The following is a 24,150-nucleotide window of genomic DNA, read 5'->3' as shown; positions in this document are numbered from 1 at the left end:
AAACATTTTTATAACAAAAACAATTATCCTATAGAGTTACTAGGAAAAAAGGATTTAATAAATTCTCTTTATTATATAATAAGGCCTTATCTGTTTCATTAGAAATAACGTCTACGCCTACAGCATTACAAATAGCCTGACCAGCAGCAGTATCCCATTCCATTGTTGGTGCAAATCTTGGATACACATCTGCATTTCCTTCTGCAACCAGACAAAATTTTAAAGAACTTCCCTTAGAAACAATCTCTACTTCGCTACCTTTTGCCTTTAATGTCTCTACAAAATCTAGTGTATCTTGACTCATATGAGAACGGCTACCTACAACTTGAACCGGATTAGAATTTGCAGCCTTAGGTTGTAAAGGTTTTGCATGTTCTAAAACATAATCTATAGCAGTAATATGTTCTTTTAATTCAACCTTAAAACCTTCTTTATTATCCACGTCAGCATAATATAAAGTTTTTACGGCAGGCACATAAATAACACCTAAAACAGGCTTTCCGTCCGTAACTAGTGCAATATTAACTGTAAACTCACCATTACGTTTTATAAACTCCTTAGTTCCATCTACAGGATCTACAATCCAGCAGGTATTCCAAGTTTTTCTAACCTCGTAATCTGTTTGTTTATTCTCTTCACTAATAATAGGAATTTCAGTAGGAATTAAAAACGAATTAATAATATCGTTAGCTTTTTTATCTGCTTCAGTTAACGGTGATTTATCATCTTTAAGCTCTACATTAAAAGCAGTGTCATACACTTGCATAATCACTTCTCCTGCTTTTAACGACGCTTCAATAGCGGTTTTTAGATTTAAATTCATCTATAAATTTTTTATAGCTTTTTTTAAACTCATTCTCCAATGTGGAATGTTTATTTTAAAGCTGTCTTTTATTTTTGTTTTATCCATAACACTAAACTGCGGACGAGCTGCTGGTGTTGGATAAGCTTCTGTTTTAATAGGAAAAACTTTTGTTTTTGTGTCTGCTATTTCAAAAATTGCATCTGCAAAATCGTACCAACTCGCTACACCTTCGTTACTGTAATGATATAGTCCGTAATTAGTACTATTTTCTTTTATAATATATAACATAACTGAAGCCAAATCTGTTGCGTAAGTTGGCGTACCAATTTGGTCTGCCACAACATTTAATTCAGGTCTAGTTTCGGCTAAACGTAACATGGTTTTCATGAAATTGTTAGCATGTTCTGAGTATAACCAAGATGTTCTTAAAATAAAATAAGTAGCTAAGTTTTCTTGAATTGCTTGTTCTCCTTCTAACTTTGTTAATCCGTATATGCCTAAAGGTTCAACAACATCTGTTTCTAAATATAATGCAGAGGATTTACCATCGAACACAAAATCTGTAGACACATGAATTAACTTTACGTTATTTGCTTTACAAGCAATCGCTAAATATTTAGCACCATCTTTATTAACTTTTCGAGCCAAAACAATATCAGATTCAGCTTTATCTACCGCTGTATATGCAGCACAATTTATACACCAATCGATAGTATTATTTTGAAAAAAATCAGCAACATGTTGCTGATTTGTAATATCTAAATCTTCGGAATCTGTATAAATAAACTGTAGTTGATTCTCGGCTTTACTAACATCTTTTATACAAGCTGCTAATTGTCCGTTTCCTCCAGTAACTAGAATTTTCATTATATTTTTGCGTTTTCAAGTGAAGGAGAAATGGTATCTTTTTCAGATATTAACATCTCACTTTCATCAATTTGCCAATCAATATTTAAAGTCTCATCGTTATAAATAATACTGCCTTCTGATGCTTTATTATAGAAGTTATCACATTTATAAGAAAAAATAGCCGTTTCACTTAACACAACAAATCCGTGAGCGAATCCGCGAGGTACAAATAATTGTTTTTTATTCTCCTCTGTTAAATTTACAGCAACATGCTGACCATATGTTGGAGAGTCTTTTCTAATATCTACAGCAACGTCTAAAACCTCCCCTTTAACCACACGAACTAACTTTGCTTGCGCATGTTCTCCTAATTGGTAATGAAGACCTCTTAAAACGCCTCTAGAAGAAAAAGATTCATTGTCTTGAACAAACGTTACATCTAGATTTGTTAATTCTTTAAAAGTTTCGGCATTATATGATTCTAAAAAATAGCCTCTTTTATCACCAAAAACTTGTGGTTCTAAAATGAAACAATCTTTTAATTTAGTCTCTGTAACTGTCATTATTTTTTACTTAAAAGTCCTTGTAAATTTCTTCCGTAACCACTCTTCATTAAAGGCGCAGCTAAAGCTTTAAATTGCTCTTCGTTTATATATCCCATTTCAAAAGCAGCTGCTTCAATAGAACCTATTTTTAAACCTTGACGTTCTTCTAAAACCTCAACAAATTGAGATGCTTGCATTAAAGATTGAAATGTACCTGTATCTAACCAAGCAGTTCCTCTATCTAGGATACTAACACTAAGATTTCCTTGTTCTAAGTATACTTTATTTACATCTGTAATTTCTAATTCTCCTCTATGACTTGGCGCAATATTTTTAGCGATTTCGACAACGGAGTTATCATAAAAATAAATACCAGGAACAGCAAAATTAGATTTTGGATGTTCTGGTTTCTCTTCAATAGAAATGGCTTGACCATTTTCATCGAAATCTACAACACCATAGCGTTCTGGATCGTGAACTCGATATGCATAAATAATTCCTCCGTCAGGATCGTTATTCTCTTGTAATAATGTACCTAAACCTGTTCCGTAGAAAATATTATCTCCTAAAATTAAGGCCACTTTATCGTCTCCAATAAAATCTGCTCCAATAATAAAAGCCTCTGCTAAACCATTAGGTGCTTCTTGAACGGCATATTCGAATTTACATCCAAATTTTTTTCCATCGCCTAATAAATCCTTGAATAAAGGTAAATCTTTAGGTGTTGAAATAATTAAAACTTCATTTATACCGGCATACAATAATGTTGATAACGGATAATAAATCATTGGTTTATCGTAAATAGGCATTAACTGCTTACTAACTGATAACGTTAAAGGGTGTAGTCTGGTTCCTGACCCTCCTGCTAGAATAATTCCTTTCATCTTAGTTTTTATATTTATTGATATACCACTCTATTGTTTTCTTAATTCCGGTTTCAAAATTTTCATCAGCTTTCCAGCCTAATTCATTTTCTAATTTTGTAGCATCGATTGCATAACGAAAATCATGTCCTGCACGGTCTTTTACAAACGTAATCTGATCGGCATATGGCTTATCTTTTGGATATATTCCGTCTAAAATACCACAAATGGTATTTACTATATACATGTTATCTCTCTCGTTTCTTCCTCCAATATTGTACGTTTCACCAAATTTACCTTTAGCATAAACTAAAGCAATACCTTTACAATGGTCTAAAACATATAACCAATCACGAATATTTTTACCGTCTCCGTATATTGGAATATCTTCTCCTGATAATGCTTTTCTAATAATTGTTGGAATTAATTTCTCGTCGTGTTGTTTTGGTCCGTAATTGTTAGAACAATTTGTTGTTAAAACATTCATACCGTAAGTATGGAAATAACTTCTTACAACGAAATCTGATGATGCTTTTGAAGCACTATATGGACTATTTGGTGCATAAGGTGTAGATTCTAAAAACAATCCTGTTTCTCCTAATGTACCATAAACCTCATCTGTAGAAATATGATGGAATTTATTATTCTCGCAACCTTCTTTAAATTCAAAAGGTCCATTCATCCAGTGTTTTTTAGCAACATCTATTAAATTAAATGTTCCAAAAATATTAGTTTGCATAAATGCATCTGGATTTTTAATAGAATTATCTACGTGTGATTCTGCTGCAAAATGAATAACTCCAGAGAACTTATATTTATCGAATAACTCTTCAATTAAATTACGATCGCAAATATCTCCTTCAACAAATGTATAATTTGAATTACCTTCTACTTCGGATACGTTTGCTACATCTCCTGCATAAGTTAACTTATCTAAGTTTACAAGATGAATATCTTTGTTTTCTTCTAAAAAATAAGGTACAAAGTTAGAGCCTATAAACCCTGCTCCTCCGGTTACTAAAATTGAAGTTTTACTCTTCATAATTCTTTATAAATTTAATAATTTTTATCAATGCAAATACTAAATACATTGCTATAAAAGCTAGTACAGGAAGCATTAGTACATATCTTTTCTGTACTTTTAACTCTTCACTACCAACAGATTGAAACCTAGAAACCACATCAAAAAGTTTGTTTTCTTCTAATTTTTCTCGTTCTAATTCAACCAATTGCTCTCTTAATTCGACTTCTTTATTAAACAGTTCGTATTCTTTGGTTACAGATTTATCTTTTTCAAAAGATAAACCCTCTCCTATAGTCATTCCTGTTCTTGATTGTGATTTAGATTCTTCTCTTAAAACGGAAATATACACTTTTTGTAAAGAATCTATTTTAGCTAAAGATGATTTTATACTATTTGTTTCAATTTCAAACACTTGATTTCGTTTCTCCATTAAATTCTGAGAATACGTATTCTCAAAAATAGTATTCAACCCACCTTCTAAATCTTGAAAAATATTATTTCTTAAAGCATCAACTTTAATTTCAAAGATTTTGGAAGAATAAATATCTCGGCCATCTAAATACTTCTTATAAGTGAAACTAGTTGATGTTGCAGAATCTGTAGATTGTAAAAACTCCTCGTATTCTAAAACCAAATCTGTTTCTGTTTCTGGACCAGCATTTACTTCAAACCGTTTTATATTTTTCACTTCTAAAGTATCTATTTTAAAGATATTAGCTAAACTCTTAAAGTTGTTGCTTTCTAAAAGTGAATTATAATAATTTATATTATCAATAAGTTGAAACTTAGAATTGTAATACGGTTTAACCAACATATTAGAAGTATATATTGTTGGTCTTTTTTTATCTAAAAAGTAACCTAATACTGCAAAAACAACCATAACTATACCAATAATCCTAGCATACTGTACTATAGGTTTTAAGAAATAAATAAGTCCTTTAAAAAGGTAAACAAATATACTTCCTATAAGTTTAAAAAAATTAGAAAAACCTTTCCCTATATAATTAAACAACACAATTAAATCGACTTCATCTGTCGTATTTTGTTGGTTTTTAGGTTGATTAGAGTTTAAATTCTCTGGTAGATTCGTATTCATTTAAATTAATTAAATATTTGTTGTAATATCTTCCTTGTAATTAAATATGTTGGCTTTACACCTGTGGTACCTAAACCTCCTGAAGCTAAAGTTCCTCCAGTTTCTAAAGGATTATCACTAGCATAATATGCATATCTTACTTTCACATCTGGCGAAATATTACCTCTAACTTTAGAAGCCGACTGAATTGCTTTTTGATAATGCGCACCTTCCATTTCTAATCCGATAACATTCCAAGACGAGTTATAGAAAAACTTTAAAATATCTTTATTCTGAAGAGATGTCCCTAAAACGGTAATCATTGTACCTTCAAAAACATTTAAACCTTGACCTTCTAAATCTGCTTTACTTAGCTCGTTTTTAAACGGATAATTATCTGCTGTACCTTCAAAAATATGAGCTGAAGGAATCATAATATCTCCTTTTCCGCCCTCAAGTATTCCTGCTTTTCCCATTATAGAAATAGATTCTACATTTAGGTACACTTTTTTACCTTCTACTTTATAAGGTTTTAAAAGTTCGTCTATCGTTTCAAAAGCTTGTTCTCCAAAAGCATAATCCATAACTAAAATTACAGGTTTCTCTGCTTTTAACTTAGCAATGTCAGAGTCTATATCTAATTTTGAAAAATCAATTTTCGCAGTATCAAAAATTTGAACGTCAATATTGGTACCTGAAGCATCTTCAATAAAAATCATTCCATTTTGTAATGCTTCTTTATTCACTTTTGTACGCAAAACCTTATTGTCGCTATGACTAATAGCTTCGTAAACTTCAAAAATATCTTTTTTAGCAACTAACGGTTTTAACGCCGTTGGTGCAAAAATAGTATTCATTACACTGTGCATATTTGCACTAATAACATGAATAGGACGATTTAATAAGCTATTTTTATAAAGTATATGTTTTATATTATTTGCCCAGATTTCGCCATGAATATGGTGTCCTAATCTTTCACGTAACATCGGGCTAAATGTAACTGTGCGTTTGTCGTTATTTATAACTTCTTCTATAGCTAATTTACCTAACCAATAGACAATATGTAATAAACGTTCTGGACGACTTGGTGTAGAAAACTGGTCATAAATTTCAGTAATCTCATTAAACGTTCTGCCTAAAATATTAGCCGTATATGTAATAGCTGTTTCGCGATCTGGTTCTGATAATTCATCATTAGCAAGAACTACTTTTTCAAGTTTTAACCAATCTCTGGTTGTCTTACCTTCATCATCAATAAGTACACGTTTACTAATTTTATGAGACTCAATAAATAGAAAAGTAAGGTGTGTTAGGATATCGTAAATTTCCGATCGTCCACGAGTAATTTCAATATTCATCTGATCGTCGTCAATGCGGTAACAGTTACGACGTCTTTTTGGCGGAATAATGGCTTTAAAATGAGAATCTGCATAACCTTCATCACTAGTCAGGTTTATATATCTACATTCTTCTATACCAATAGGAAGCCTATCAATAATATATAATAATCCTTCTAATTCGGCTTTTTCATCACCAACAGATCCATAAATTTCAGGTCTTAAAAGTAGCAACGCTTCTCTTAATGTTTCTCCCGAAATTCCCATAGGTTTATAAAACCCACGATTAAATAAATGTCGCATTGTAATATACATGCGCTCTATAGCACCTGAGCTCTCCTGAGCTCTCGTTCTTTCATGATGTTTTTTGTTACCCATACAAATGTTTTGCGTGTAAATATAACACTATTTAGTTACTTTCAAGGCATATAACGTATCTGCTATTTTTCTATCATTAGAAAGTCTTGGTATTTTATTCTGACCTCCTAATTTCCCTATGGATTTCATGTAATTCTGAAATCCGTCTTTTTTAATTGATGTAATTTTTAATGGCTGAAGCACTTTTCCAACTATTAAATCGTAATAATAACTGTTCTGTTTTTGAAGTGATTTATCTAAATTGATTGTTAACGCTTCAAAATTTTCTGGTTCATTTTCAAACTCTATAAACCATTCATGATATGGTAATCCGGAGTCTGGATTTATTTGCGGAGCCACAGTAAATTCTGAAATACGAATATCTGTATTTGCTGTCGCTTCTTTCATGGCTTGCTCGACTTCTTTACCAATAACGTGTTCTCCAAAAGCCGATATAAAATGTTTTATACGTCCTGTAACAATAATACGATAAGGTTTTAACGATGTAAAAGCAACCGTATCTCCAATATTATAAGCCCATAATCCTGCTGTTGTAGAGATAATCATAACGTAATTAACGTCTAATTCTACGTCTTTTACGGTAATACGTTTAGGGTTTTCATTAAAAAACTCATCTGCTTTTATAAACTCGTAAAATATTCCTGAATTTAACTGAAGCAACATTCCTTTTTCATCCTGCTTATCTTGGTAAGCAAAAAATCCTTCACTCGCAGGATACAACTCTATACTATCTACTTTTCTTCCTATAAGTTTTTCAAATTTAGCGCGATAAGGTTCAAAATTTACACCTCCAAAAATGAATAAATTAAAATTCTTAAAGATATCTCCAACAGGCTTTCCTGTTTTTTCTTGAAGCTTTTCAAAATACATTTGTACCCAAGAAGGTATTCCAGAAATAATAGTCATATCTTCTGGTAACGTTTCTTCTACAATAGCATCTACTTTAGTTTCCCAATCTTCAATACAATTAGTTTCCCAACTTGGCAGTCTGTTTTTCTGAAGATATTTAGGTACAAAATGCGCTACAATTCCAGATAATCGACCAAGATTTACGCCGTTTTTCATTTCTAAAATGGGACTTCCTTGAAGAAAAATCATTTTACCATCTACAAAACTAGCATTCCCTGTTTCGTTTATATATAATAAAATAGCATTCCTAGCAGCTTCAATATGTGTAGGCATGCTTTCTTTTGTAATCGGAATATATTTGGCCCCAGAAGTAGTTCCAGATGTTTTAGCAAAGTATAATGGTTTCCCTTTCCAAAGTATATTTTCTTCTCCAGCAACGACTTTTAAAACATAGGGTTTTAAGTCTTCATAATCCCGAACAGGAACCTGATTCACAAAATCTTCAAATGTTTTTATATTTTGAAAGTTATGATCTTTTCCAAATTGAGTAGATTCTGCTTCAGAAATTAGATTTCTAAAAACATGATCCTGAGTATTAATCGGGTCGTTTGCCCATTTCTGAACAGAACGATGTATATACTTAGCAAATGGTTTTGCCAATAGCGCTTTTATAGACATCATGGTTTAAAATCGATAAAATTAATTGGATTAATAGGATAACCATCACTCCATAATTCGAAATGTAAATGTGGTCCGGTAGTAAATTCTCCGGAGTTTCCTGCCGTAGCAATAACCTCTCCCGCTTTTACTAAATCGCCCTGATCTTTGGTTAAAGAGGCATTGTGTTTATATACCGAAATTAACCCATAACTATGTTCTATAATAATTACATAACCTGTTTGTGTGGTCCATTCTGCAAAAATAACACGTCCGTCTGCTGTGGCTTTTATTGGTGCATTTTTAGCAACAATAATATCTACTGCAAAATGTTTATCGTGTACGTTATATGGTTCGCTAATTTCTCCACTTGCTGGAGGAAATAAAACAAAATTAGCAGAGGTTGTTGCAGAATCGAATAAATTATACTTATCCTCTTTGTCTACTTTCTCTCGTAATATAGAATCTGCTCGAGTTGCACTTAAATCTACCTGGCTTGCTTCAAATTTTGTCGCAGCAATAATAGAATCTTTATCCATATTGGTGGTAGATATATCTCCTTTCAATACTTTTTTAATGGATTCGTAAAATTGCTCGTTTTCGTGTAAGACCTGTTGTAACGAATCTACTTGATAATGTAACTCTGTAGCCGATTTTTTTAATGCTGAAGACGAATAACCTGGAATATATTCTCTTAATGGAGTAAATGCAATAAAAATGGTTGTTCCTACAATTAAAAAAATACTAGATAATGAAAGTACTACAAATACATTTAACCTTGTAAGTCTAAATGAAAGACGTTCTTCAAACGTGTCTTCATTTAAAATAACAAGACGATACTTGTGTAGTAACTTTCTTGCTATTTTTTTCTTTTTAGTTTTCTTTTGCTTCATCTTGGACACAAAATTAAATAAATTTATGTGACAAAACCTTTATGTTTTCCTAAAGTTATTACTAAAACTTTAATATTAAACTTTAATTATTACCTTTGTTTTTTAAACTTGAAATAATATGATCTCTTTAGGAACTTTTTTAGTTATTGGTGCACCACAAATTATCTTAATCGTGGTTATTGTTTTATTGCTTTTTGGAGGTAAAAAAATACCTGAGCTTATGCGTGGATTAGGAAGCGGTATTAAAGAGTTTAAAGATGCCTCTAAAGAAGAAGAGGAAGGTCTTAATAAAGATAAAAAAGAATAATTTGTATATTCATTTAAACACAAAAAAGCCAACAATTAATTGTTGGCTTTTTTTGTATCCTATATTTTATAAGAAGTAACTATTCTATTTTTATAGATTTTAATATTGCTTCTAATTCAAACACATAGTCTCGTTTTTCTACAGACGGAGCAAATGTAAACCCTTCAACTACAATTAATCTATTATTTGCCTTATCTTCAATCATGTAATTTATAAAAGGACCAGACATAAAAGCATTCTTAACATCCCATATTCCTTTAGTTTCTATAGCAGGTTTATTGTCTAAAGTTTTTTCAAACAAGTAAGGCGCATACGCTTTCTCTGTAATCATAAACGTACCATCTGTTGGTCCCGGAATATGAACTTTACCTATAGAATCTCTAATTTTAATAATTTGATTTACTAAACTATCGTTATGCTTAAGCATATTTAACGGTAATTCGTACACCATTATATTTTGTGTTCCTGTTGTAATGTCTTTTCTTAACCAAAAGAATTTATCGTCTTTTTTTGCAATGCGGTAAGCAGAAGGAATCTCCATTTTAATCCCTAAAGCATTTTCAATAGTATCTATTTTAAGAAGCGATAATTTAATTCTACGTTGTTTTTCTTTTGTTTCTTGACTTTTAAAAGATTCAACAATTTTTAAAGCATTAGTTTCTAATTGCTCAATAACTTCGTCTTCTGTTTTTCCAGAAACAACAACAACTCTTTGTGGTTTTGCAAATACATTTTTAGCAAATTTTACCGAAGATGTTTTATTTGCGCCTATTTCTATAATTAAAACCGTTCTGTTTTTTGTTACAAACCCACTAAAAACCTGAGATGGAATCTGACTTAATGAAAACAAAGGTTCGTCTTGCGGTAACCCATCTACGGGAGATGCCATCGTGTTTCGTATAGCTTCCCCTACTTTTCCTTGCCACAATTCATTACTAACAACTACAGATAGGTGATTAAGATTTCCTGAAGAATCAGACAAAAGGTTTTCTTTTTTGTCCCCTTTACAGCCAGTAAGTATCAACAAAAAAGCAGATACAAAAAATAGAATTTTATGCATAATATTCGATTTTAACAGAATGATTAACCTTTATACATTTTTAAGGTCATTCCTGGTTTTAAACTTGTACCGCTAATACCGTTCCATTCTTTAATATTTTCAACAGAAATTCCAGAATGTTTTTGAGCAATACTCCATAAAGAGTCTCCTTGCTTAACAATATAAGTTCGTCCGCCAGACGTTGTTTTCTTTGAAGACGATGCCGTAGATGTTGTTTTTTTAGGTGTAGCAGTCGAGTTTCTTGGATAAATTGTTAGACGCTGACCAATACTTAAACTATTGCTTCTAAGGCCATTCCATTGTTTTATCTGGCTAACACGCACACTAAATTTTCTTGCAATTTTACCTAAATAATCTCCAGATCTAACGGTATACCTTGTCTTCGTTTCAGACTCTATAAACTGTGGTAATGGTTTTTCTCTTTTATTAAATTCGGCTTTAGCGAATGCATAAATTTTTTCTTCGTTAGACACAAAAGGTCCAATTGCAGGAACAGGCAAGCGCAACGTATAAACTTCATCTTTTGTAAAAGGAATAATATCTAATTTATAAGATGGGTTTAAGAACTGAAGTTCTTCAATCTTTACGCCTGTAACTTCAGAAACCTGATCTAAAGTAATCATTTGTTTCACGTGGATTGTATCTGTTTCAAGATATCCAATTTCTGGTTTTCCTCTAGAAAACCCAAGTTCTTCAGCATTTTCAAAAATATACATGGTTGCTAAAAAAGCAGGTAAATATCCGGCTGTTTCACGTGGAAGATAATTTCTAATATTCCAATAATTTTCATAACCTCCAGAACGTCTTATGGCTTTAGTTACATTTCCTGGACCTGAATTATAGGCTGCTAAAGCCAAATCCCAATCGCCAAAAATGCTATATAATTTAGACAGGTATTTTGCTGCTGCTTCTGTAGATTTTAAGGGATCGCTACGATCGTCTACATAACTGCTTACGTCTAAATCGTAAGATTTACCTGTAGGATACATAAATTGCCATAAACCTGTAGCTCCAACTCTAGATTTTGCCCTTGGTTTTAAAGCAGATTCTATAATTGCTAAATATTTAATTTCTAAAGGAATGTTGTAATTATCTAATTCGCGCTCGAACATTGGGAAGTAATATTCACTTAAAACCATTAATCTTTGAAGTGAATTTCTTCGGCGCTTTAAATACGATTTAATTACACTTTCTAAAGCCGGATTGTAAACGACATTAAAAGGTGTTTTTGCATCTAATTCTTTTAATCTTTTTTTAAGTGTATCTGTATTTAGTTCTGGATAATCTACATCTTCAAAAGTTAGTGTTGTAACAGACTCGTAAATAGAATCGTACAAAGAATTATTATATAATTCTTCCAACCAAAGTCGGTCTACTTCTGCAGAGTAAGCATGATCTTTAAGATTCTCTATATTTAGAGAATCTATAATTACATTAACATCTTGTTTGTAATACGTTTTACCACTTATTACGGTGTCTACAACATATTTCTGACCAGAGACTAACATATCTTCAGTTAATCGTTCTGCAACTACTTCTTGTGCTTGAGCAACTTTACTTGCGCTTGTATGCAAAGAATCTTGATCCACAGTTTTAGATTGTGGATTCTGAGCATAAAAACATGTTATTTGTAGAAATGCAAAATAAAAAAAATACGAATTTAGTCTGTGCTTCATTAATAAAACCTTTAGGTGGGTATAACGTGAAAGCTGCTAAATTCGTATTTTTATACTGAAAATGAAAGTTAAAGTTATAAAACTCTTAAGCTATCATTATTATTTCTGTTTATTTTAATCTAAAATAGCAGCAATTCCAGGTAATGTTTTCCCTTCTAAACTCTCTAACATTGCTCCACCACCGGTACTTACGTAGCTTACTTTCTTTTCAAAACCAAATTGTTTAACAGCTGCAACAGAATCTCCACCTCCTACTAAAGAAAAGGCTCCATTTTTAGTTGCTTCTGCAATAGAATTACCTAAAGCGATAGTTCCTTTTGCAAATGTTGGTAATTCGAACACACCTAAAGGTCCGTTCCATAAAATAGTTCTACACTTACTAACAACGTCATCAAAAATTTCTCTTGATTTATGTCCACAGTCTAAACCTTGCCATCCATCAGGAATTTGTGTTGCATCTACCACTTGAGTTTCTGCATCGTTACTAAAAGCATTAGCCGCAACAACATCTACTGGAAGGTGAATTTGAACGTTTTTCTCTTTCGCTTGCTTTAAAATATCTAAAGCCAATTCCATTTTATCGTCTTCACAAATAGAATCCCCTATTTTACCACCTTGAGCTTTAACGAAAGTAAATGTCATACCTCCACCAATAATTAAGTGGTCTACTTTATCTAAAATATTTTCTATAATAGTAATCTTAGAAGATACTTTTGCACCTCCTAAAATAGCTAAAACGGGTTTTTCTCCAGTTTCTAATACTTTTTGGATACTTTCAATTTCTTGAGCTAATAAGTAACCAAAACATTTTTTTTCTAGAAAAAATTGAGCCACAATAGTTGTAGATGCATGCGCTCTGTGAGCCGTACCAAAAGCATCATTTACATAAATATCTCCTAATTTAGAAAGTTGTTCAGCAAATTTTACATCACCAGCAGTTTCTTCAGCATAAAAACGTAAATTTTCTAATAGTAAAACTTCTCCTGGTTTAAGGTCTGCAACAGCTTTCTCTGCAACTTCTCCAACACAGTCTGAAGCAAATTTTACAGTTACGCCTAAAATGTTAGATACTTCGTTAACAATATGTTTTAAAGAAAACTCATCCTGAGCGCCTTTTGGTCTTCCTAAGTGAGACATTAATACACAGCTTCCTCCATCTTCTAAAATTTTAATAATTGTAGGTTTAGCAGATACGATTCTTGTATTATCTGTTACAGTAAAATCTTTATCTAAAGGCACATTAAAGTCTACTCTAATTAATGCTTTTTTATTATTAAAATTGAAATCATTAAGTGTTTTCATCCTAAAAAGTTTTGATGTTATTCTACAAATGTAAACAATAATAAATAGCTTTAAAACGTGTTTTTTTACGAAAACGTTTTCTAATTTAAAAGATTATTAAAAAATTACTTAAAATATAGATAAATCTTAATTTCATTATAAAAGTATACCGTATTTAAACCGCTGCTTTAATTAAAAAATATTTAGTTTTGCGACATGTTATTTAAAGATATTTTAGGTCAGGAGCATATTAAAAACCATTTAACACAAAGTGTAGATAATGGTCGTATACCACATGCGCAATTATTTGTTGGTCCCGAAGGTTGCGGTACCTTGCCAATAGCGATTGCCTATGCGCAATACATTTTATGTAAAAATACAAGTGGAGAAAATAATACAGGTAACGCATCTTGCAACCTTAAATTTAATAACATTTCGCATCCAGATTTACATTTTGCCTTTCCAGTAACTACAACCGGAAGTATAAAATCTCACCCAGTATCTAGTCATTTTTTAACAGAATGGCGACAATTATTAAAAGAACAACCTTACGGAAATCTTTTTGATTGGTACAAAATGTTGGGCGTAGATAATAAGCAGGGACAAATTGGTGTAGACGAAGCTCAAGATATTGTAAAAGCATTGGCTTTAAAATCTTATGAAGGTGGTTATAAAGTAATGATTATTTGGATGGCTGAAAAAATGAATGCCGCTGCTGCCAATAAATTATTAAAGCTAATTGAAGAGCCACCAAACCAAACTATTTTCTTATTAATTGCTGAAGAAGAACAAAACATTATAAACACAATTCGTTCACGTTGTCAAGTTTTACATTTCCCTGCACTTGCAGAAGAAGTTATAATAAAAGCACTTGTAAAAGAATACGAAATAAAAGAAAATGTAGCAACAAAAATTGCGCGTCAATCTAACGGAAATTATAACAAAGCTTGCGATTTAGTTTATCACGATTCTGAAGACACCCAATTTGAAGATTGGTTTGTACTTTGGGTTCGAAGCGCTTTTAAAGCAAAAGGGAATAAAGCAGCCATTCACGATATTATAAATTGGAGTGAAGACATTGCAAAAACGGGGCGTGAAACACAAAAACAATTTTTACTTTTTTGTATGGATTTTTTCCGTCAAGCCATGCTGTTAAATTACGGAGCAAACGAATTGGTTTACCTAGAACCTAAAACAGCTTTTAAATTAGAAAAGTTTGCGCCTTTTATTCATAACGGAAATATTATGGAAATTTATGAAGCATTACAAGATGCTATTTACCATATTGAACGTAACGGAAATTCTAAAATTGTTTTAACAGATTTATCTATAAAACTAACACGTTTACTTCATGCAAAACAAGATTAAATAGCTATGAAAACTATTTTAAATCATAGTGCAGAATTACTTATTCTTATCTTTTTAATTATTACATTTTTAATGAGTGTAATAGATAAATTAACAGATTGGAAAGGAAATATTACTTTTTTAAAATCGCATTTTGCCAATACTTTTGTACCACCATTAATTCCGATAACTTTATTAATTATTCTTATTTTAGAAATACTAACAACTGTATTTTGTAGTCTTGGAATTTTTGAAATTATAACACAGAAAAATACCAACTTTTCACTGTTGGGTTCTATTTTTTCTTGCCTTGTTTTATTCTTATTTTTAATAGGCCAACGCATTGCTAAAGATTTTGATGGCGCTAGAAATATTACTATTTATTTTATAGTTTCAATATTTGCTGTTTTTCTTTTTCAATAAGACTATTATACTTCGTATTATTTAATGAAAAATCTATTTATTTTTTTACTTAAATAACAAAATTTATTCTTTTATATTTTTTGTATAAAAATTTATTTTTTACAAACTATTTACGTTTTAATATTTTTTAAAATTCAGGTGCTAATTTTAGACTTAAAGTATTAATAATAAATAAAATATATGTTTTTTAATTTTGAACTTGTTGCATCAGAAAGAACAAAAATATAATTTGTTAGTTCAAAAATTTTATTCTCTTTTATTTTAAATTTTTCTAAAAAAAATACAGATCAATTTTTTATTAAAGATGCTATTTTTAAAACAAAATATAACAGTTAAATCTCAACTATTTTAGCTTCTTTTCTATCGCATTTAAAGAACACAGAACTTCTCTTATTAGAAAAAAATATTTGTTTTTTTTATACTAACAAACATATAATTCTAAGATTAATAAAGACAGAAAACTATTATCTCTATTATTATTATATTTATAAAACAAATTAAGAAAAACCATAAGGAGTTAAATGTAATTTGACGTTAATTGATAGCATTATAAAAAATACACCATTATGAAATACATTTTAACTTTTCTTCTCCCTATAATTGCTTTTAGTCAAGATTATAAAACCACGAATAAAGATTTCAATAATGATGGCTACATAGACACCTTAGAATCTTATTACGACGGAGGAAGTAGTTTTGGAGGTACTTATGTTACATTGATAAACGGAAAAACTAAAGACACTTTTAAACTAGATAATTTTGGATGTTTTTGCGATATAAAAGGAACAATTCTTATACCGCCTAGTTTAATAGAAAACAGTAATAAACCTTTTTTAGAAGTTATTAAAAAAGAATTGTTGCCTGAAAAATGGGAGACACCAGAAGCATCATTACAATGGTTAATTACTTCTAATATGAATTACAAAAAATTAGAAGGGAATACATATTTTGATTTAATGATTAACACGCCACCAAAATGGATTTCAGGAGAAATAATATTACCTAAAACCTACTATATTGATATTAAAGGCGAGACACTTGATAAATTATTTTTCACTAATAGTAACGTTCCAGAATGGTACAATCCATTAACAACAACAGGTTGGTTAACTTACTATGGACACAATCATTTTCGAAATAAAAACGAGAACGGCCTACTTCTAATTAACGAATCTCCCGTTTACAAAGTATTTAAGTCGTCTCAAGGAGTTGTTTTAAAAAAAGATAATTCTTATGCATGGTTTTTTGTTGCAGACTACGAAATGACTGGTTCTCCTGAAAAATTAAGAAGAGATGCCATTGGAAAGGTTAAATTGGTAGATAATTACATTATTATTCAGCTCACAAATTCTATAGATTTTTCAAATCCTATTTTTATTATTGATATTGAAAAAGGAGTTACTGTAAGACTGAAAGACAAGGATCAAGATTACAATAAATCCTATGAAATTGATAAAGATAAAATAATTATTAAAACAACTTTTAAGACTAAATCATATGTATTAAAAGATCTCTTTAAAGCATTAGATAAAATTGAATTATAAATTTATTTTTAGATAGATATAATGCATTACGTACACTACTATAATTGTAAGGTATTTAGTCCTTTTATTTTTAAACTCGTCACATAAAAAAAGCACAAAATTTTCACCTGTTGGTTCAAAATTTTGTGCTTAATTATTTTAAGTGTTTTATTAAAAAATATTACTCTTCGTCTTCAACAAAAGTATACGTTTTAGCATCTGTTTGAGTCACTCTAAAATAACCGTATGGATAATTATCTGCGTCTGTAATATTTATACAATTTCCGCGTAACTCTACAGGAGCAGGACTAAACGGATTTCCAGAACTTCCAGATTGACTAATAAATATATCCATGTAATTATAATACGTTTCAGAAACATTATAAAGATTAACATCTACAATATCTCCGGTTTCAAATTCATCTTCTTCATCATCATCTGGAGCTTTTTCAAAAAATAAATGAATTTCATTTCCATTTAAAAACTCATCAGAAACACTTACCAAAGTTGGATACAAATCCCCTACTTCGTAATATCTTAAAATGTAATAATTAGTATCTTCTGCAGGATCGTTAAAATACACATTCAACTCTAAAGCATCTGAATAAAATCCGCCATCTTTACTTTGAGTTAAAGACGTTATACTTGTTGTTGGTAATAATGTTTCTGTAGCCGTATAAGTTTCTCCATTATAAACTACATTTAACGTATAAGTTTCATCTAACAAAGCTCCAAAAGACGTGGTTGTATAGTCACCATTTAATTGATCTTCGAAAACAAAAACCGCATTATCGCTAGCGCGTGTTACGGTTACTTCTGCGCCTGTTACAGCATTTTCTTCATCTGTTTCAAAATACGGAGTTGTAGTGCTTAATTTTATTGTTTGCTCCATTCCTAAAGTTCCTTTTGCAACATCTAAAGAAGCCTCTATAACAAGCCTAGATTCTGCTGTTGGCACATCTATATCTACAACATCTGTACATGCCGTAAACGTACTTAAAAAAACTCCTAAACAAATATATAATGTATTTTTCATGATGATTAAAATTTGAAATTATAAGTAACAGATGGCACTATCCCGAAAATTGCTGTTCGAGTCGCTTCATTAACACCTGTTTCTAAATTTTGTCCGAAAGAAATTGATGCCGCATTTTTACGATCGTACAAATTATAAATACTAAAAACCCACTCCCCTTTCCAATTTGCATTTGGCTTATGGTTGGGTGTATAAGTGGCTGCAACATCTAATCTGTTATAAGCCGGTAATCTGTTTGCATTTCGACTATCGTATACTGCGGTAGATAAACCTTCATACTCATACTGGCCAACAGGATATGTTGTAGGTCGCCCAGTTTGAAAAATAAAATTACTACTAAAACTCCATTTATCAGATAAATCGTACGAACCTGTTACAGAAATATCGTGTGTTCTATCGTAAGCTGTATTATACCATTCCCCAGCATTTATTCCTAATCCGCCAGCAGTTCCTCCAGGAGTTCTTTGTTCAGATTTAGACAATGTATACGCAAACCATCCTGTAAATTTTCCTTTATTTTTTCTGAATAAAAACTCTAAACCATACGCTCTAGATTCTCCAGATAAAATTTGTGTTTCTATATTATTCTGAGCAATTAAACTTGAACCATCTATATAATCTATACGATTATCTACCGTTTTATAATATACTTCTGTTTCTATAGAAAATAACCCGTTAGACAAGTCTTTAAAATATCCGGCAGAATATTGATTTGCTAATTGAGGCTCTATAAACGGTCCGCTTGGCGTCCAAACATCTAAAGGCGTTGCATTTGCTGTGTTAGATAATAAATGTAAATATTGGGCAATTCTAGAATACCCTAATTTAACCGAAGATGTTTCGTTTAACTGATACGCCAAACCTAAACGTGGTTCGAAATTCGAAAATGTTTTTATAGATTCTCCTTTAGAATAATCTACCTCTCCAGTAGTTGTACCTTCTTCATAAATACCTAATGTTTCATTATAAACCACTGGCTGATCGTTTTCGTAAGTCGCAATTGCTTGTCCGCCTAAACGATTAAACATACTAAAACGTAAACCCAATTGAAGATTTAATTTATCAGAAAATTTATGTTCCACGTTGGCATAAATTCCGCTTTCAAAAGCTCGTTTCTCATCTAAAATATCTTCATTAATAGAAGAGTCATCATCTGTAGGTCTTACTTCTCCTGGATTAAAATTATAGTTAATTCCGCTTACTCCAAAATCGATAGTCGTTTTGTTGTTTAGGTAATATTTAAAATCGTATTTAATATTAAAATTTTTAATATCAGACTTCCAGTCTAAACCAATAAAATCTAAAATTAAACCATAATTATACATGCTATAGATTGCAGATAAGTTTGAAAATAATTTATCGTTAAACACGTGGTTCCAACGTAAGTTTAAAGTACTATTTCCATAAGAATTTTTAAAAGAATCTGAGAAATTTAAAATATCGCGACCAAAATATCCAGACAGATATAATTTATTATTCTGATTAATTTCGTAATTCCCTTTTGCATTTATATCATAAAAATAAGCCGTGTTATCTTGACCAGCAGCTTGCAAAAACAAATGCGCATAAGAAGAACGTCCGGCAACTATAAAAGACCCTTTACTTTTAAATAAGGGACCTTCTGCAGCAAGTCGGCTTGAAATTAAGCCAATTCCGCCCGTTAAATGAAAATCTTTACTATTCCCTTCTTTCTGACGAATATCTAACACAGAAGACACGCGACCACCGTAATTAGATGGTATGTTACCTTTATACAACTTCACATCTTTAACCACATCGGCATTAAAGACAGAGAAGAACCCGAATAAATGAGATTCGTTAAAAATAATAGCTTCATCCAGAAGTACTAAATTTTGGTCTGTTGCGCCTCCTCGAACATTAAAACCGTTAGAACCTTCTCCGTTATTTGTTACACCAGGCAACATTTGTATAGACTTTACCAAATCTACTTCACCTAAAACAGCAGGAATTTTTTTAATAGTTTCCCCTTTTATAACAGACACACTCATTTGCGGATCTCTTATGTTTGCCTTTTCAGACTCTTCTGCTACGATTACAACTTCATCTAAAGAGGTCGTATCTTCTTTCAATTCAAAAGAGAAATTTTGATTTTTATCTAATTCTATTTCTTTTAAAATTGTACTGTATCCTAAATAAGACACCACAAGTTTATAGACTCCTTTTGGAGCCGACAAGGAGTAAAAACCGTATGCATTAGTTATGGTTCCGTTACTTGTATTTTGCAAATAAACAGATGCACCAAAAACAGATTCTCCATTAGAAAAATCTTTTACAGTTCCGCTTACAGAGAAATTTTCTTGAGCGTGCACAATTACACCAAGAAGCAAAAAACAAACACTAAGTATTGCTTTCATCATTTTAATAACGGTTTTAATTTAAAATACAAAACAAGTGAATTTATGTCGCATTACATTACTAAAAACTACACTAAACATTAAAATATTGATATTTAACGTATTTAGAAATATTTGGTTAACTATAATTATAGAAAAACAGACCAACTGTTAGACATAAAAAAAGCCAAACACGTTTACCATGTTTGACTTTTAATAAATAAAAATTTATTTAAACTATTTCTTATAAGAAGCGTTTAATTCTTTAATAAGTGTTTCTGTTAAATCGTCTGTATCTTTACCATACATAACACTACCAGCATCATTACTACCTAAAATATAATCGTAAGCATTTGTTTTACCATAATCCTTTACAAATTTTCTTACTTTAGAAATTAATGAATCTATTTCTTTTTGGCTTTGCGCAGTAATTTGTTGCTCACCTTGTTGAATTTGTTGTTGCAACATTTGTTGTTTTTGCCCTAATTGTTGGTAACGTGCTTGTGCTTTATCTTGAGGCATTTTCGCTGCTTGCGTTTGGAACTCTTGATATTCTGCTTGAAATGCTTTGGCTAAACTGTCTGTGTTTTTATTAGACGCCTCAATCATTGTTTTATATTTTGCTTCTACATCAATTTTTTCTTGATATTCATTGATCAATTTAGAATTGTCTACAAATGCAATTTTTTTTGTTGTTTGCTGACAAGAAGCCATAGTAATTAATGTAATTACTAATAAAGATATTTTTTTCATTTTATTTAAAATTTATTTCTAAAACAAAAATATAAAAGTTAGAGCGATTATTAACCTAATAATACGCTATTAACAAACTATCAGATATTTTTATTATTAAATATTTATGAATAGATTTTATTTATTTAAATTGACTTATTTTAAAAAGATATAAGGAAATAATAAAAATAAGAGATATACTTTTAGCTTATACTACCTAAAACACGCTTAAATCGTCTTAAATCGATTATTTAATTATTTTTAACCACATAAATAAGCGAAGAATACTCGCCCGAACGTTTTGCCTTCATATTAGACTGTAATCCTATTTTAGTAGCTTTTAAAAAGTTCATCTTTCCGTTTTTATATTTTTCTGAAAGCAAACTCACATAAAACGCATCAAAAATCATAGGCAATGTTTTTACAACTTTAAATTCTTGTTTACTTAATAGTCTAGAAATTCCTGTCTGGCTAAAATGCCAAAGATGTCTTGGCACATCAAAAGCTGCCCAAAACGAATTATAATAACCAGCATCGTAACTTTTAAAATTAGGAACCGCAATAACTAAAACACCATTAGGTTTTAAAAGTCTTTTATAATTAGCAATGTGAGTTTCTAAATTTGGTAAATGCTCTAAAACATGCCAAAGCGAAATCACATCAAAACTATTATTTTTAAGCACATCTGTTTTAGATACATCATGAACATCCTCCCCTACTTTATTAATTGCTAATTTTCGAGCATCTGCATCTGGTTCTATACCATAAACATTCCAGCCGTTATTTTTTGCAATTTGAAGAAAATCTCCTGTTCCACACCCAACATCTAAAAGCGTTTTATTTTCTGTTTTAAAACCATTAATAAGATTTAATTTTCGTTTTAACGCAATACGCTTTACCGCATGATATGCTTTTTCAAACAAATTTCTTTGAGCATCTGTATGCGAAATATAATCTTCGCTTTTATAATACGCTCCAAGTTTATCTTCTTTTGGTTGTGGCGTTGTTACTAAAATATCAAGATCTGCATCATGAATCAATTCAAAATATTCTCCAGAAACAGAATAATCTTTACATTTTAAATACACGTTGTTTACTATTTTATTCATGACTTATAATACAGAAGCACTAAAGAAATACTTCTAAAATTTCAAGTTATACTTATTTATTTATTGTTATTTATGATTAAAATCTTTATTTGTTCCACGTGGAACAAATAAATTATCGTCCCATATAAACTAATAAAACAGAAATATCGTTAGGAGAAACACCACTAATTCTTGATGCTTGAGAAATACTTGTAGGCTGAATTTTTTTCAGTTTTTCACGTGCTTCAAAACTCATAGATTTAATCTGAGAGTAATCGTAATTAGCAGGAATTTTAATATCTTCTAATCGCGTTAATTTATCGGCGTTGTTTTTTTCCTTTTGAATATAACCAGCGTACTTAACTTGAATTTCTGTTTGCTCTATAATTTCACGATCTAAATCATGCTCTTTAATATATTGATCTATTTCAGGAATCTTACGCACATCATTCATTTCAATATTTGGTCGCGCAAATACTTTAAATAATTTTCCAGATTGATTTACAACTGCAGACTCTTTACTTTCTAAAATTGGATTTATTACCTCTGGTTTCACACTTAAGTCTTTAAAGAATTGAACAAATTTTTCAGATTTCTCATGCTTATCTTCCATACGTCTTAAACGTTTTTCTGAAGCTAATCCCAATTCAAAACCTTTTGGAGTTAATCTAAAATCTGCATTATCCTGTCTAAGCAACGTTCTATATTCTGCACGAGACGTAAACATTCTATAAGGCTCTTCTGTTCCTTTAGTAATTAAATCGTCTATTAAAACACCAATGTAAGCTTCGTTTCTTTTAAGAACAAACTCGTCGCGTTCTTGTACTTTTAGCGCTGCATTTATACCAGCCATTAAACCTTGAGAAGCTGCTTCTTCATATCCTGTTGTTCCGTTAATCTGACCAGCAAAATATAAACCTTCAACCAACTTAGTTTCTAAGGTGTGTTTTAATTGTGTTGGCGGAAAATAATCATACTCGATAGCGTAACCTGGTCTAAAGAATTTTACTTTTTCAAATCCAACTACAGAACGTAATGCTTTAAATTGAACATCTTCCGGAAGTGAAGTAGAAAAACCATTTACATACACTTCGCAAGTATTCCAACCTTCAGGCTCTATAAATAATTGATGACGATCTTTATCTGCAAAACGATTAATTTTATCTTCTATAGACGGACAATATCTAGGTCCTAAACTTTTAATTCTACCATTAAACATTGGTGAACGATCAAAACCTTCACGCAACAAATCATGAACCAAAAGACTAGTATAAGTCATGTGGCAAGAACGCTGATTTGTTAATGGTTTTGTTACATTAGAATATGAAAATTTTTCAGGAGAAACATCTCCAGGTTGCTCAATCATTTTAGAATAATCTAAAGAACGTCCATCTACTCGAGGCGGAGTTCCGGTCTTCATTCTACCAGATTGAAAACCTAAATCTACCAACTGTTCTGTAATTCCTGTAGCAGCTCTTTCACCTGCTCTACCTCCACCAAAATTCTTATCTCCAATATGAATTAAGCCATTTAAAAACGTACCATTTGTTAATACAACAGACTTACATTTTACTTTAATTCCTAAAGATGTAATTACACCAGCAACTTTATTATCTTCTATAATTAACCCAGAAACCATGTCCTGATAGAAGTCTAAATTAGGCGTCCCCTCAAGCATCATTCTCCAATCTTCTGCAAAACGCATACGATCACTTTGTACTCTTGGACTCCACATTGCAGGTCCTTTAGACTTATTAAGCATCTTAAATTGTATAGCAGAAGTATCACTTACTATTCCGCTGTAACCACCAAGTGCATCAATCTCTCTTACAATTTGACCTTTAGCAATTCCACCCATCGCAGGGTTACAAGACATTTGTGCAATGTTTTGCAAATTCATTGTAATTAACAATGTACTACTTCCCATATTTGCAGCAGATGCAGCAGCTTCACTACCCGCATGTCCTGCTCCAACAACAATTACATCGTAAACTTTATCGAACATTTTTATTAAATTTAATATTATAATTTTCAATTGTTCCACGTGG

The 24,150-nt window shown here is 31.0% G+C and carries 21 protein-coding genes; 4 read left to right on the top strand and 17 right to left on the bottom strand.

Translation table 11 applies throughout. The features are described from left to right. Positions 1–28: 28 nt before the first annotated feature. The 9 genes from cysQ to GQR95_RS05125 are packed head-to-tail and all read right to left on the bottom strand — an operon-like array spanning position 29 to position 9,275. Positions 29–823, bottom strand: a complete 795-nt coding sequence (cysQ, locus tag GQR95_RS05165; RefSeq protein ID WP_159022147.1) for a 3'(2'),5'-bisphosphate nucleotidase CysQ — start codon at positions 821–823, stop codon at positions 29–31. Beyond that, a complete protein-coding gene (rfbD, locus tag GQR95_RS05160) occupies positions 824–1,672 on the bottom strand; it encodes a dTDP-4-dehydrorhamnose reductase (RefSeq protein ID WP_159022146.1) in 849 nt (282 codons plus the stop codon). Continuing rightward, positions 1,672–2,217, bottom strand: coding sequence for a dTDP-4-dehydrorhamnose 3,5-epimerase (rfbC, locus tag GQR95_RS05155; protein WP_159022145.1), 546 nt, complete (start codon positions 2,215–2,217; stop codon positions 1,672–1,674). Before rfbC ends, rfbD begins: the two co-directional genes overlap by 1 nt. Continuing rightward, positions 2,217–3,083: a glucose-1-phosphate thymidylyltransferase RfbA gene (gene rfbA / locus GQR95_RS05150; RefSeq protein WP_159022144.1), complete on the bottom strand. Its 867-nt coding sequence runs from the start codon at positions 3,081–3,083 to the stop codon at positions 2,217–2,219. Before rfbA ends, rfbC begins: the two co-directional genes overlap by 1 nt. Before the next feature lies 1 nt (position 3,084). Then, positions 3,085–4,104 (bottom strand): dTDP-glucose 4,6-dehydratase, encoded by a 1,020-nt coding sequence (gene rfbB, locus GQR95_RS05145; RefSeq protein ID WP_159022143.1) that lies wholly within the window; start codon positions 4,102–4,104, stop codon positions 3,085–3,087. Further along, complete coding sequence (locus GQR95_RS05140; RefSeq protein ID WP_159022142.1) at positions 4,094–5,182, bottom strand: hypothetical protein; 1,089 nt, start codon at positions 5,180–5,182, stop codon at positions 4,094–4,096. Before GQR95_RS05140 ends, rfbB begins: the two co-directional genes overlap by 11 nt. 5 nt (positions 5,183–5,187) lie before the next feature. Then, a complete protein-coding gene (locus GQR95_RS05135) occupies positions 5,188–6,876 on the bottom strand; it encodes a hypothetical protein (RefSeq protein WP_159022141.1) in 1,689 nt (562 codons plus the stop codon). A gap of 27 nt (positions 6,877–6,903) precedes the next feature. Beyond that, on the bottom strand, positions 6,904–8,406 hold the full coding sequence (locus tag GQR95_RS05130; protein ID WP_159022140.1) for a GH3 auxin-responsive promoter family protein: 1,503 nt from the start codon (positions 8,404–8,406) through the stop codon (positions 6,904–6,906). Further along, complete coding sequence (locus tag GQR95_RS05125; RefSeq protein ID WP_159022139.1) at positions 8,403–9,275, bottom strand: M23 family metallopeptidase; 873 nt, start codon at positions 9,273–9,275, stop codon at positions 8,403–8,405. Before GQR95_RS05125 ends, GQR95_RS05130 begins: the two co-directional genes overlap by 4 nt. Before the next feature lie 118 nt (positions 9,276–9,393). On the opposite strand from GQR95_RS05125, the gene tatA reads away from it, so the two are divergent. Continuing rightward, positions 9,394–9,582, top strand: coding sequence for a twin-arginine translocase TatA/TatE family subunit (gene tatA / locus GQR95_RS05120; protein WP_159022138.1), 189 nt, complete (start codon positions 9,394–9,396; stop codon positions 9,580–9,582). Between the two features lie 79 nt (positions 9,583–9,661). Here tatA and GQR95_RS05115 read toward each other — a convergent pair whose 3' ends face one another. From GQR95_RS05115 to pgk, 3 genes are all read right to left on the bottom strand, one after another. Next, complete coding sequence (locus GQR95_RS05115) at positions 9,662–10,642, bottom strand: DUF4837 family protein (RefSeq protein WP_159022137.1); 981 nt, start codon at positions 10,640–10,642, stop codon at positions 9,662–9,664. A 23-nt stretch (positions 10,643–10,665) separates the two neighbouring features. After that, a complete protein-coding gene (locus GQR95_RS05110; protein WP_159024238.1) occupies positions 10,666–12,150 on the bottom strand; it encodes a lytic transglycosylase domain-containing protein in 1,485 nt (494 codons plus the stop codon). Between the two features lie 282 nt (positions 12,151–12,432). Then, a complete protein-coding gene (pgk, locus tag GQR95_RS05105; RefSeq protein WP_159022136.1) occupies positions 12,433–13,620 on the bottom strand; it encodes a phosphoglycerate kinase in 1,188 nt (395 codons plus the stop codon). Between the two features lie 195 nt (positions 13,621–13,815). Here pgk and GQR95_RS05100 point away from each other — a divergent pair, with 195 nt between their 5' ends. The 3 genes from GQR95_RS05100 to GQR95_RS05090 all read left to right on the top strand — a co-directional run bounded on the left by GQR95_RS05100 (position 13,816) and on the right by GQR95_RS05090 (position 16,913). Then, positions 13,816–14,967: a DNA polymerase III subunit delta' gene (locus tag GQR95_RS05100; RefSeq protein WP_159022135.1), complete on the top strand. Its 1,152-nt coding sequence runs from the start codon at positions 13,816–13,818 to the stop codon at positions 14,965–14,967. A 6-nt stretch (positions 14,968–14,973) separates the two neighbouring features. Continuing rightward, a complete protein-coding gene (locus GQR95_RS05095) occupies positions 14,974–15,369 on the top strand; it encodes a DoxX family protein (protein WP_159022134.1) in 396 nt (131 codons plus the stop codon). Positions 15,370–15,935: 566 nt separating this feature from the next. Further along, positions 15,936–16,913: a hypothetical protein gene (locus tag GQR95_RS05090; protein ID WP_159022133.1), complete on the top strand. Its 978-nt coding sequence runs from the start codon at positions 15,936–15,938 to the stop codon at positions 16,911–16,913. Positions 16,914–17,073: 160 nt separating this feature from the next. On the opposite strand, the gene GQR95_RS05085 is transcribed toward GQR95_RS05090, so the two are convergent. The 5 genes from GQR95_RS05085 to mnmG form a co-directional block, all read right to left on the bottom strand. Beyond that, positions 17,074–17,928 carry a DUF4249 domain-containing protein gene (locus tag GQR95_RS05085; protein WP_159022132.1) on the bottom strand — a complete coding sequence of 285 codons (855 nt, stop codon included), beginning with the start codon at positions 17,926–17,928 and terminating at the stop codon, positions 17,074–17,076. Between the two features lie 5 nt (positions 17,929–17,933). After that, complete coding sequence (locus GQR95_RS05080; protein WP_159022131.1) at positions 17,934–20,306, bottom strand: TonB-dependent receptor; 2,373 nt, start codon at positions 20,304–20,306, stop codon at positions 17,934–17,936. A gap of 213 nt (positions 20,307–20,519) precedes the next feature. After that, entirely contained in the window at positions 20,520–21,035 is a 516-nt protein-coding gene (locus GQR95_RS05075) for an OmpH family outer membrane protein (protein ID WP_159022130.1), read from the bottom strand. 230 nt (positions 21,036–21,265) lie between these two features. Continuing rightward, on the bottom strand, positions 21,266–22,123 hold the full coding sequence (locus GQR95_RS05070) for a class I SAM-dependent methyltransferase (protein ID WP_159022129.1): 858 nt from the start codon (positions 22,121–22,123) through the stop codon (positions 21,266–21,268). Between the two features lie 112 nt (positions 22,124–22,235). Further along, positions 22,236–24,107, bottom strand: coding sequence for a tRNA uridine-5-carboxymethylaminomethyl(34) synthesis enzyme MnmG (gene mnmG / locus GQR95_RS05065; RefSeq protein ID WP_159022128.1), 1,872 nt, complete (start codon positions 24,105–24,107; stop codon positions 22,236–22,238). Between the last annotated feature and the right edge of the window lie 43 nt (positions 24,108–24,150).

The organism is Formosa sp. L2A11 (assembly GCF_009796865.1).
In the GTDB taxonomy this organism is placed as follows: domain Bacteria; phylum Bacteroidota; class Bacteroidia; order Flavobacteriales; family Flavobacteriaceae; genus Formosa.
This window is presented reverse-complemented; position numbering and strand designations above follow the sequence as displayed.

Bases quoted from the DNA above. Each gene is read 5' to 3' on its own strand.
- cysQ (WP_159022147.1), bottom strand. From the start codon at position 823: ATGAATTTAAATCTAAAAACCGCTATTGAAGCGTCGTTAAAAGCAGGA.
- rfbD (WP_159022146.1), bottom strand. From the start codon at position 1,672: ATGAAAATTCTAGTTACTGGAGGAAACGGACAATTAGCAGCTTGTATA.
- rfbC (WP_159022145.1), bottom strand. From the start codon at position 2,217: ATGACAGTTACAGAGACTAAATTAAAAGATTGTTTCATTTTAGAACCA.
- rfbA (WP_159022144.1), bottom strand. From the start codon at position 3,083: ATGAAAGGAATTATTCTAGCAGGAGGGTCAGGAACCAGACTACACCCT.
- rfbB (WP_159022143.1), bottom strand. From the start codon at position 4,104: ATGAAGAGTAAAACTTCAATTTTAGTAACCGGAGGAGCAGGGTTTATA.
- GQR95_RS05140 (WP_159022142.1), bottom strand. From the start codon at position 5,182: ATGAATACGAATCTACCAGAGAATTTAAACTCTAATCAACCTAAAAAC.
- GQR95_RS05135 (WP_159022141.1), bottom strand. From the start codon at position 6,876: ATGGGTAACAAAAAACATCATGAAAGAACGAGAGCTCAGGAGAGCTCA.
- GQR95_RS05130 (WP_159022140.1), bottom strand. From the start codon at position 8,406: ATGATGTCTATAAAAGCGCTATTGGCAAAACCATTTGCTAAGTATATA.
- GQR95_RS05125 (WP_159022139.1), bottom strand. From the start codon at position 9,275: ATGAAGCAAAAGAAAACTAAAAAGAAAAAAATAGCAAGAAAGTTACTA.
- tatA (WP_159022138.1), top strand. From the start codon at position 9,394: ATGATCTCTTTAGGAACTTTTTTAGTTATTGGTGCACCACAAATTATC.
- GQR95_RS05115 (WP_159022137.1), bottom strand. From the start codon at position 10,642: ATGCATAAAATTCTATTTTTTGTATCTGCTTTTTTGTTGATACTTACT.
- GQR95_RS05110 (WP_159024238.1), bottom strand. From the start codon at position 12,150: ATGTTAGTCTCTGGTCAGAAATATGTTGTAGACACCGTAATAAGTGGT.
- pgk (WP_159022136.1), bottom strand. From the start codon at position 13,620: ATGAAAACACTTAATGATTTCAATTTTAATAATAAAAAAGCATTAATT.
- GQR95_RS05100 (WP_159022135.1), top strand. From the start codon at position 13,816: ATGTTATTTAAAGATATTTTAGGTCAGGAGCATATTAAAAACCATTTA.
- GQR95_RS05095 (WP_159022134.1), top strand. From the start codon at position 14,974: ATGAAAACTATTTTAAATCATAGTGCAGAATTACTTATTCTTATCTTT.
- GQR95_RS05090 (WP_159022133.1), top strand. From the start codon at position 15,936: ATGAAATACATTTTAACTTTTCTTCTCCCTATAATTGCTTTTAGTCAA.
- GQR95_RS05085 (WP_159022132.1), bottom strand. From the start codon at position 17,928: ATGAAAAATACATTATATATTTGTTTAGGAGTTTTTTTAAGTACGTTT.
- GQR95_RS05080 (WP_159022131.1), bottom strand. From the start codon at position 20,306: ATGATGAAAGCAATACTTAGTGTTTGTTTTTTGCTTCTTGGTGTAATT.
- GQR95_RS05075 (WP_159022130.1), bottom strand. From the start codon at position 21,035: ATGAAAAAAATATCTTTATTAGTAATTACATTAATTACTATGGCTTCT.
- GQR95_RS05070 (WP_159022129.1), bottom strand. From the start codon at position 22,123: ATGAATAAAATAGTAAACAACGTGTATTTAAAATGTAAAGATTATTCT.
- mnmG (WP_159022128.1), bottom strand. From the start codon at position 24,107: ATGTTCGATAAAGTTTACGATGTAATTGTTGTTGGAGCAGGACATGCG.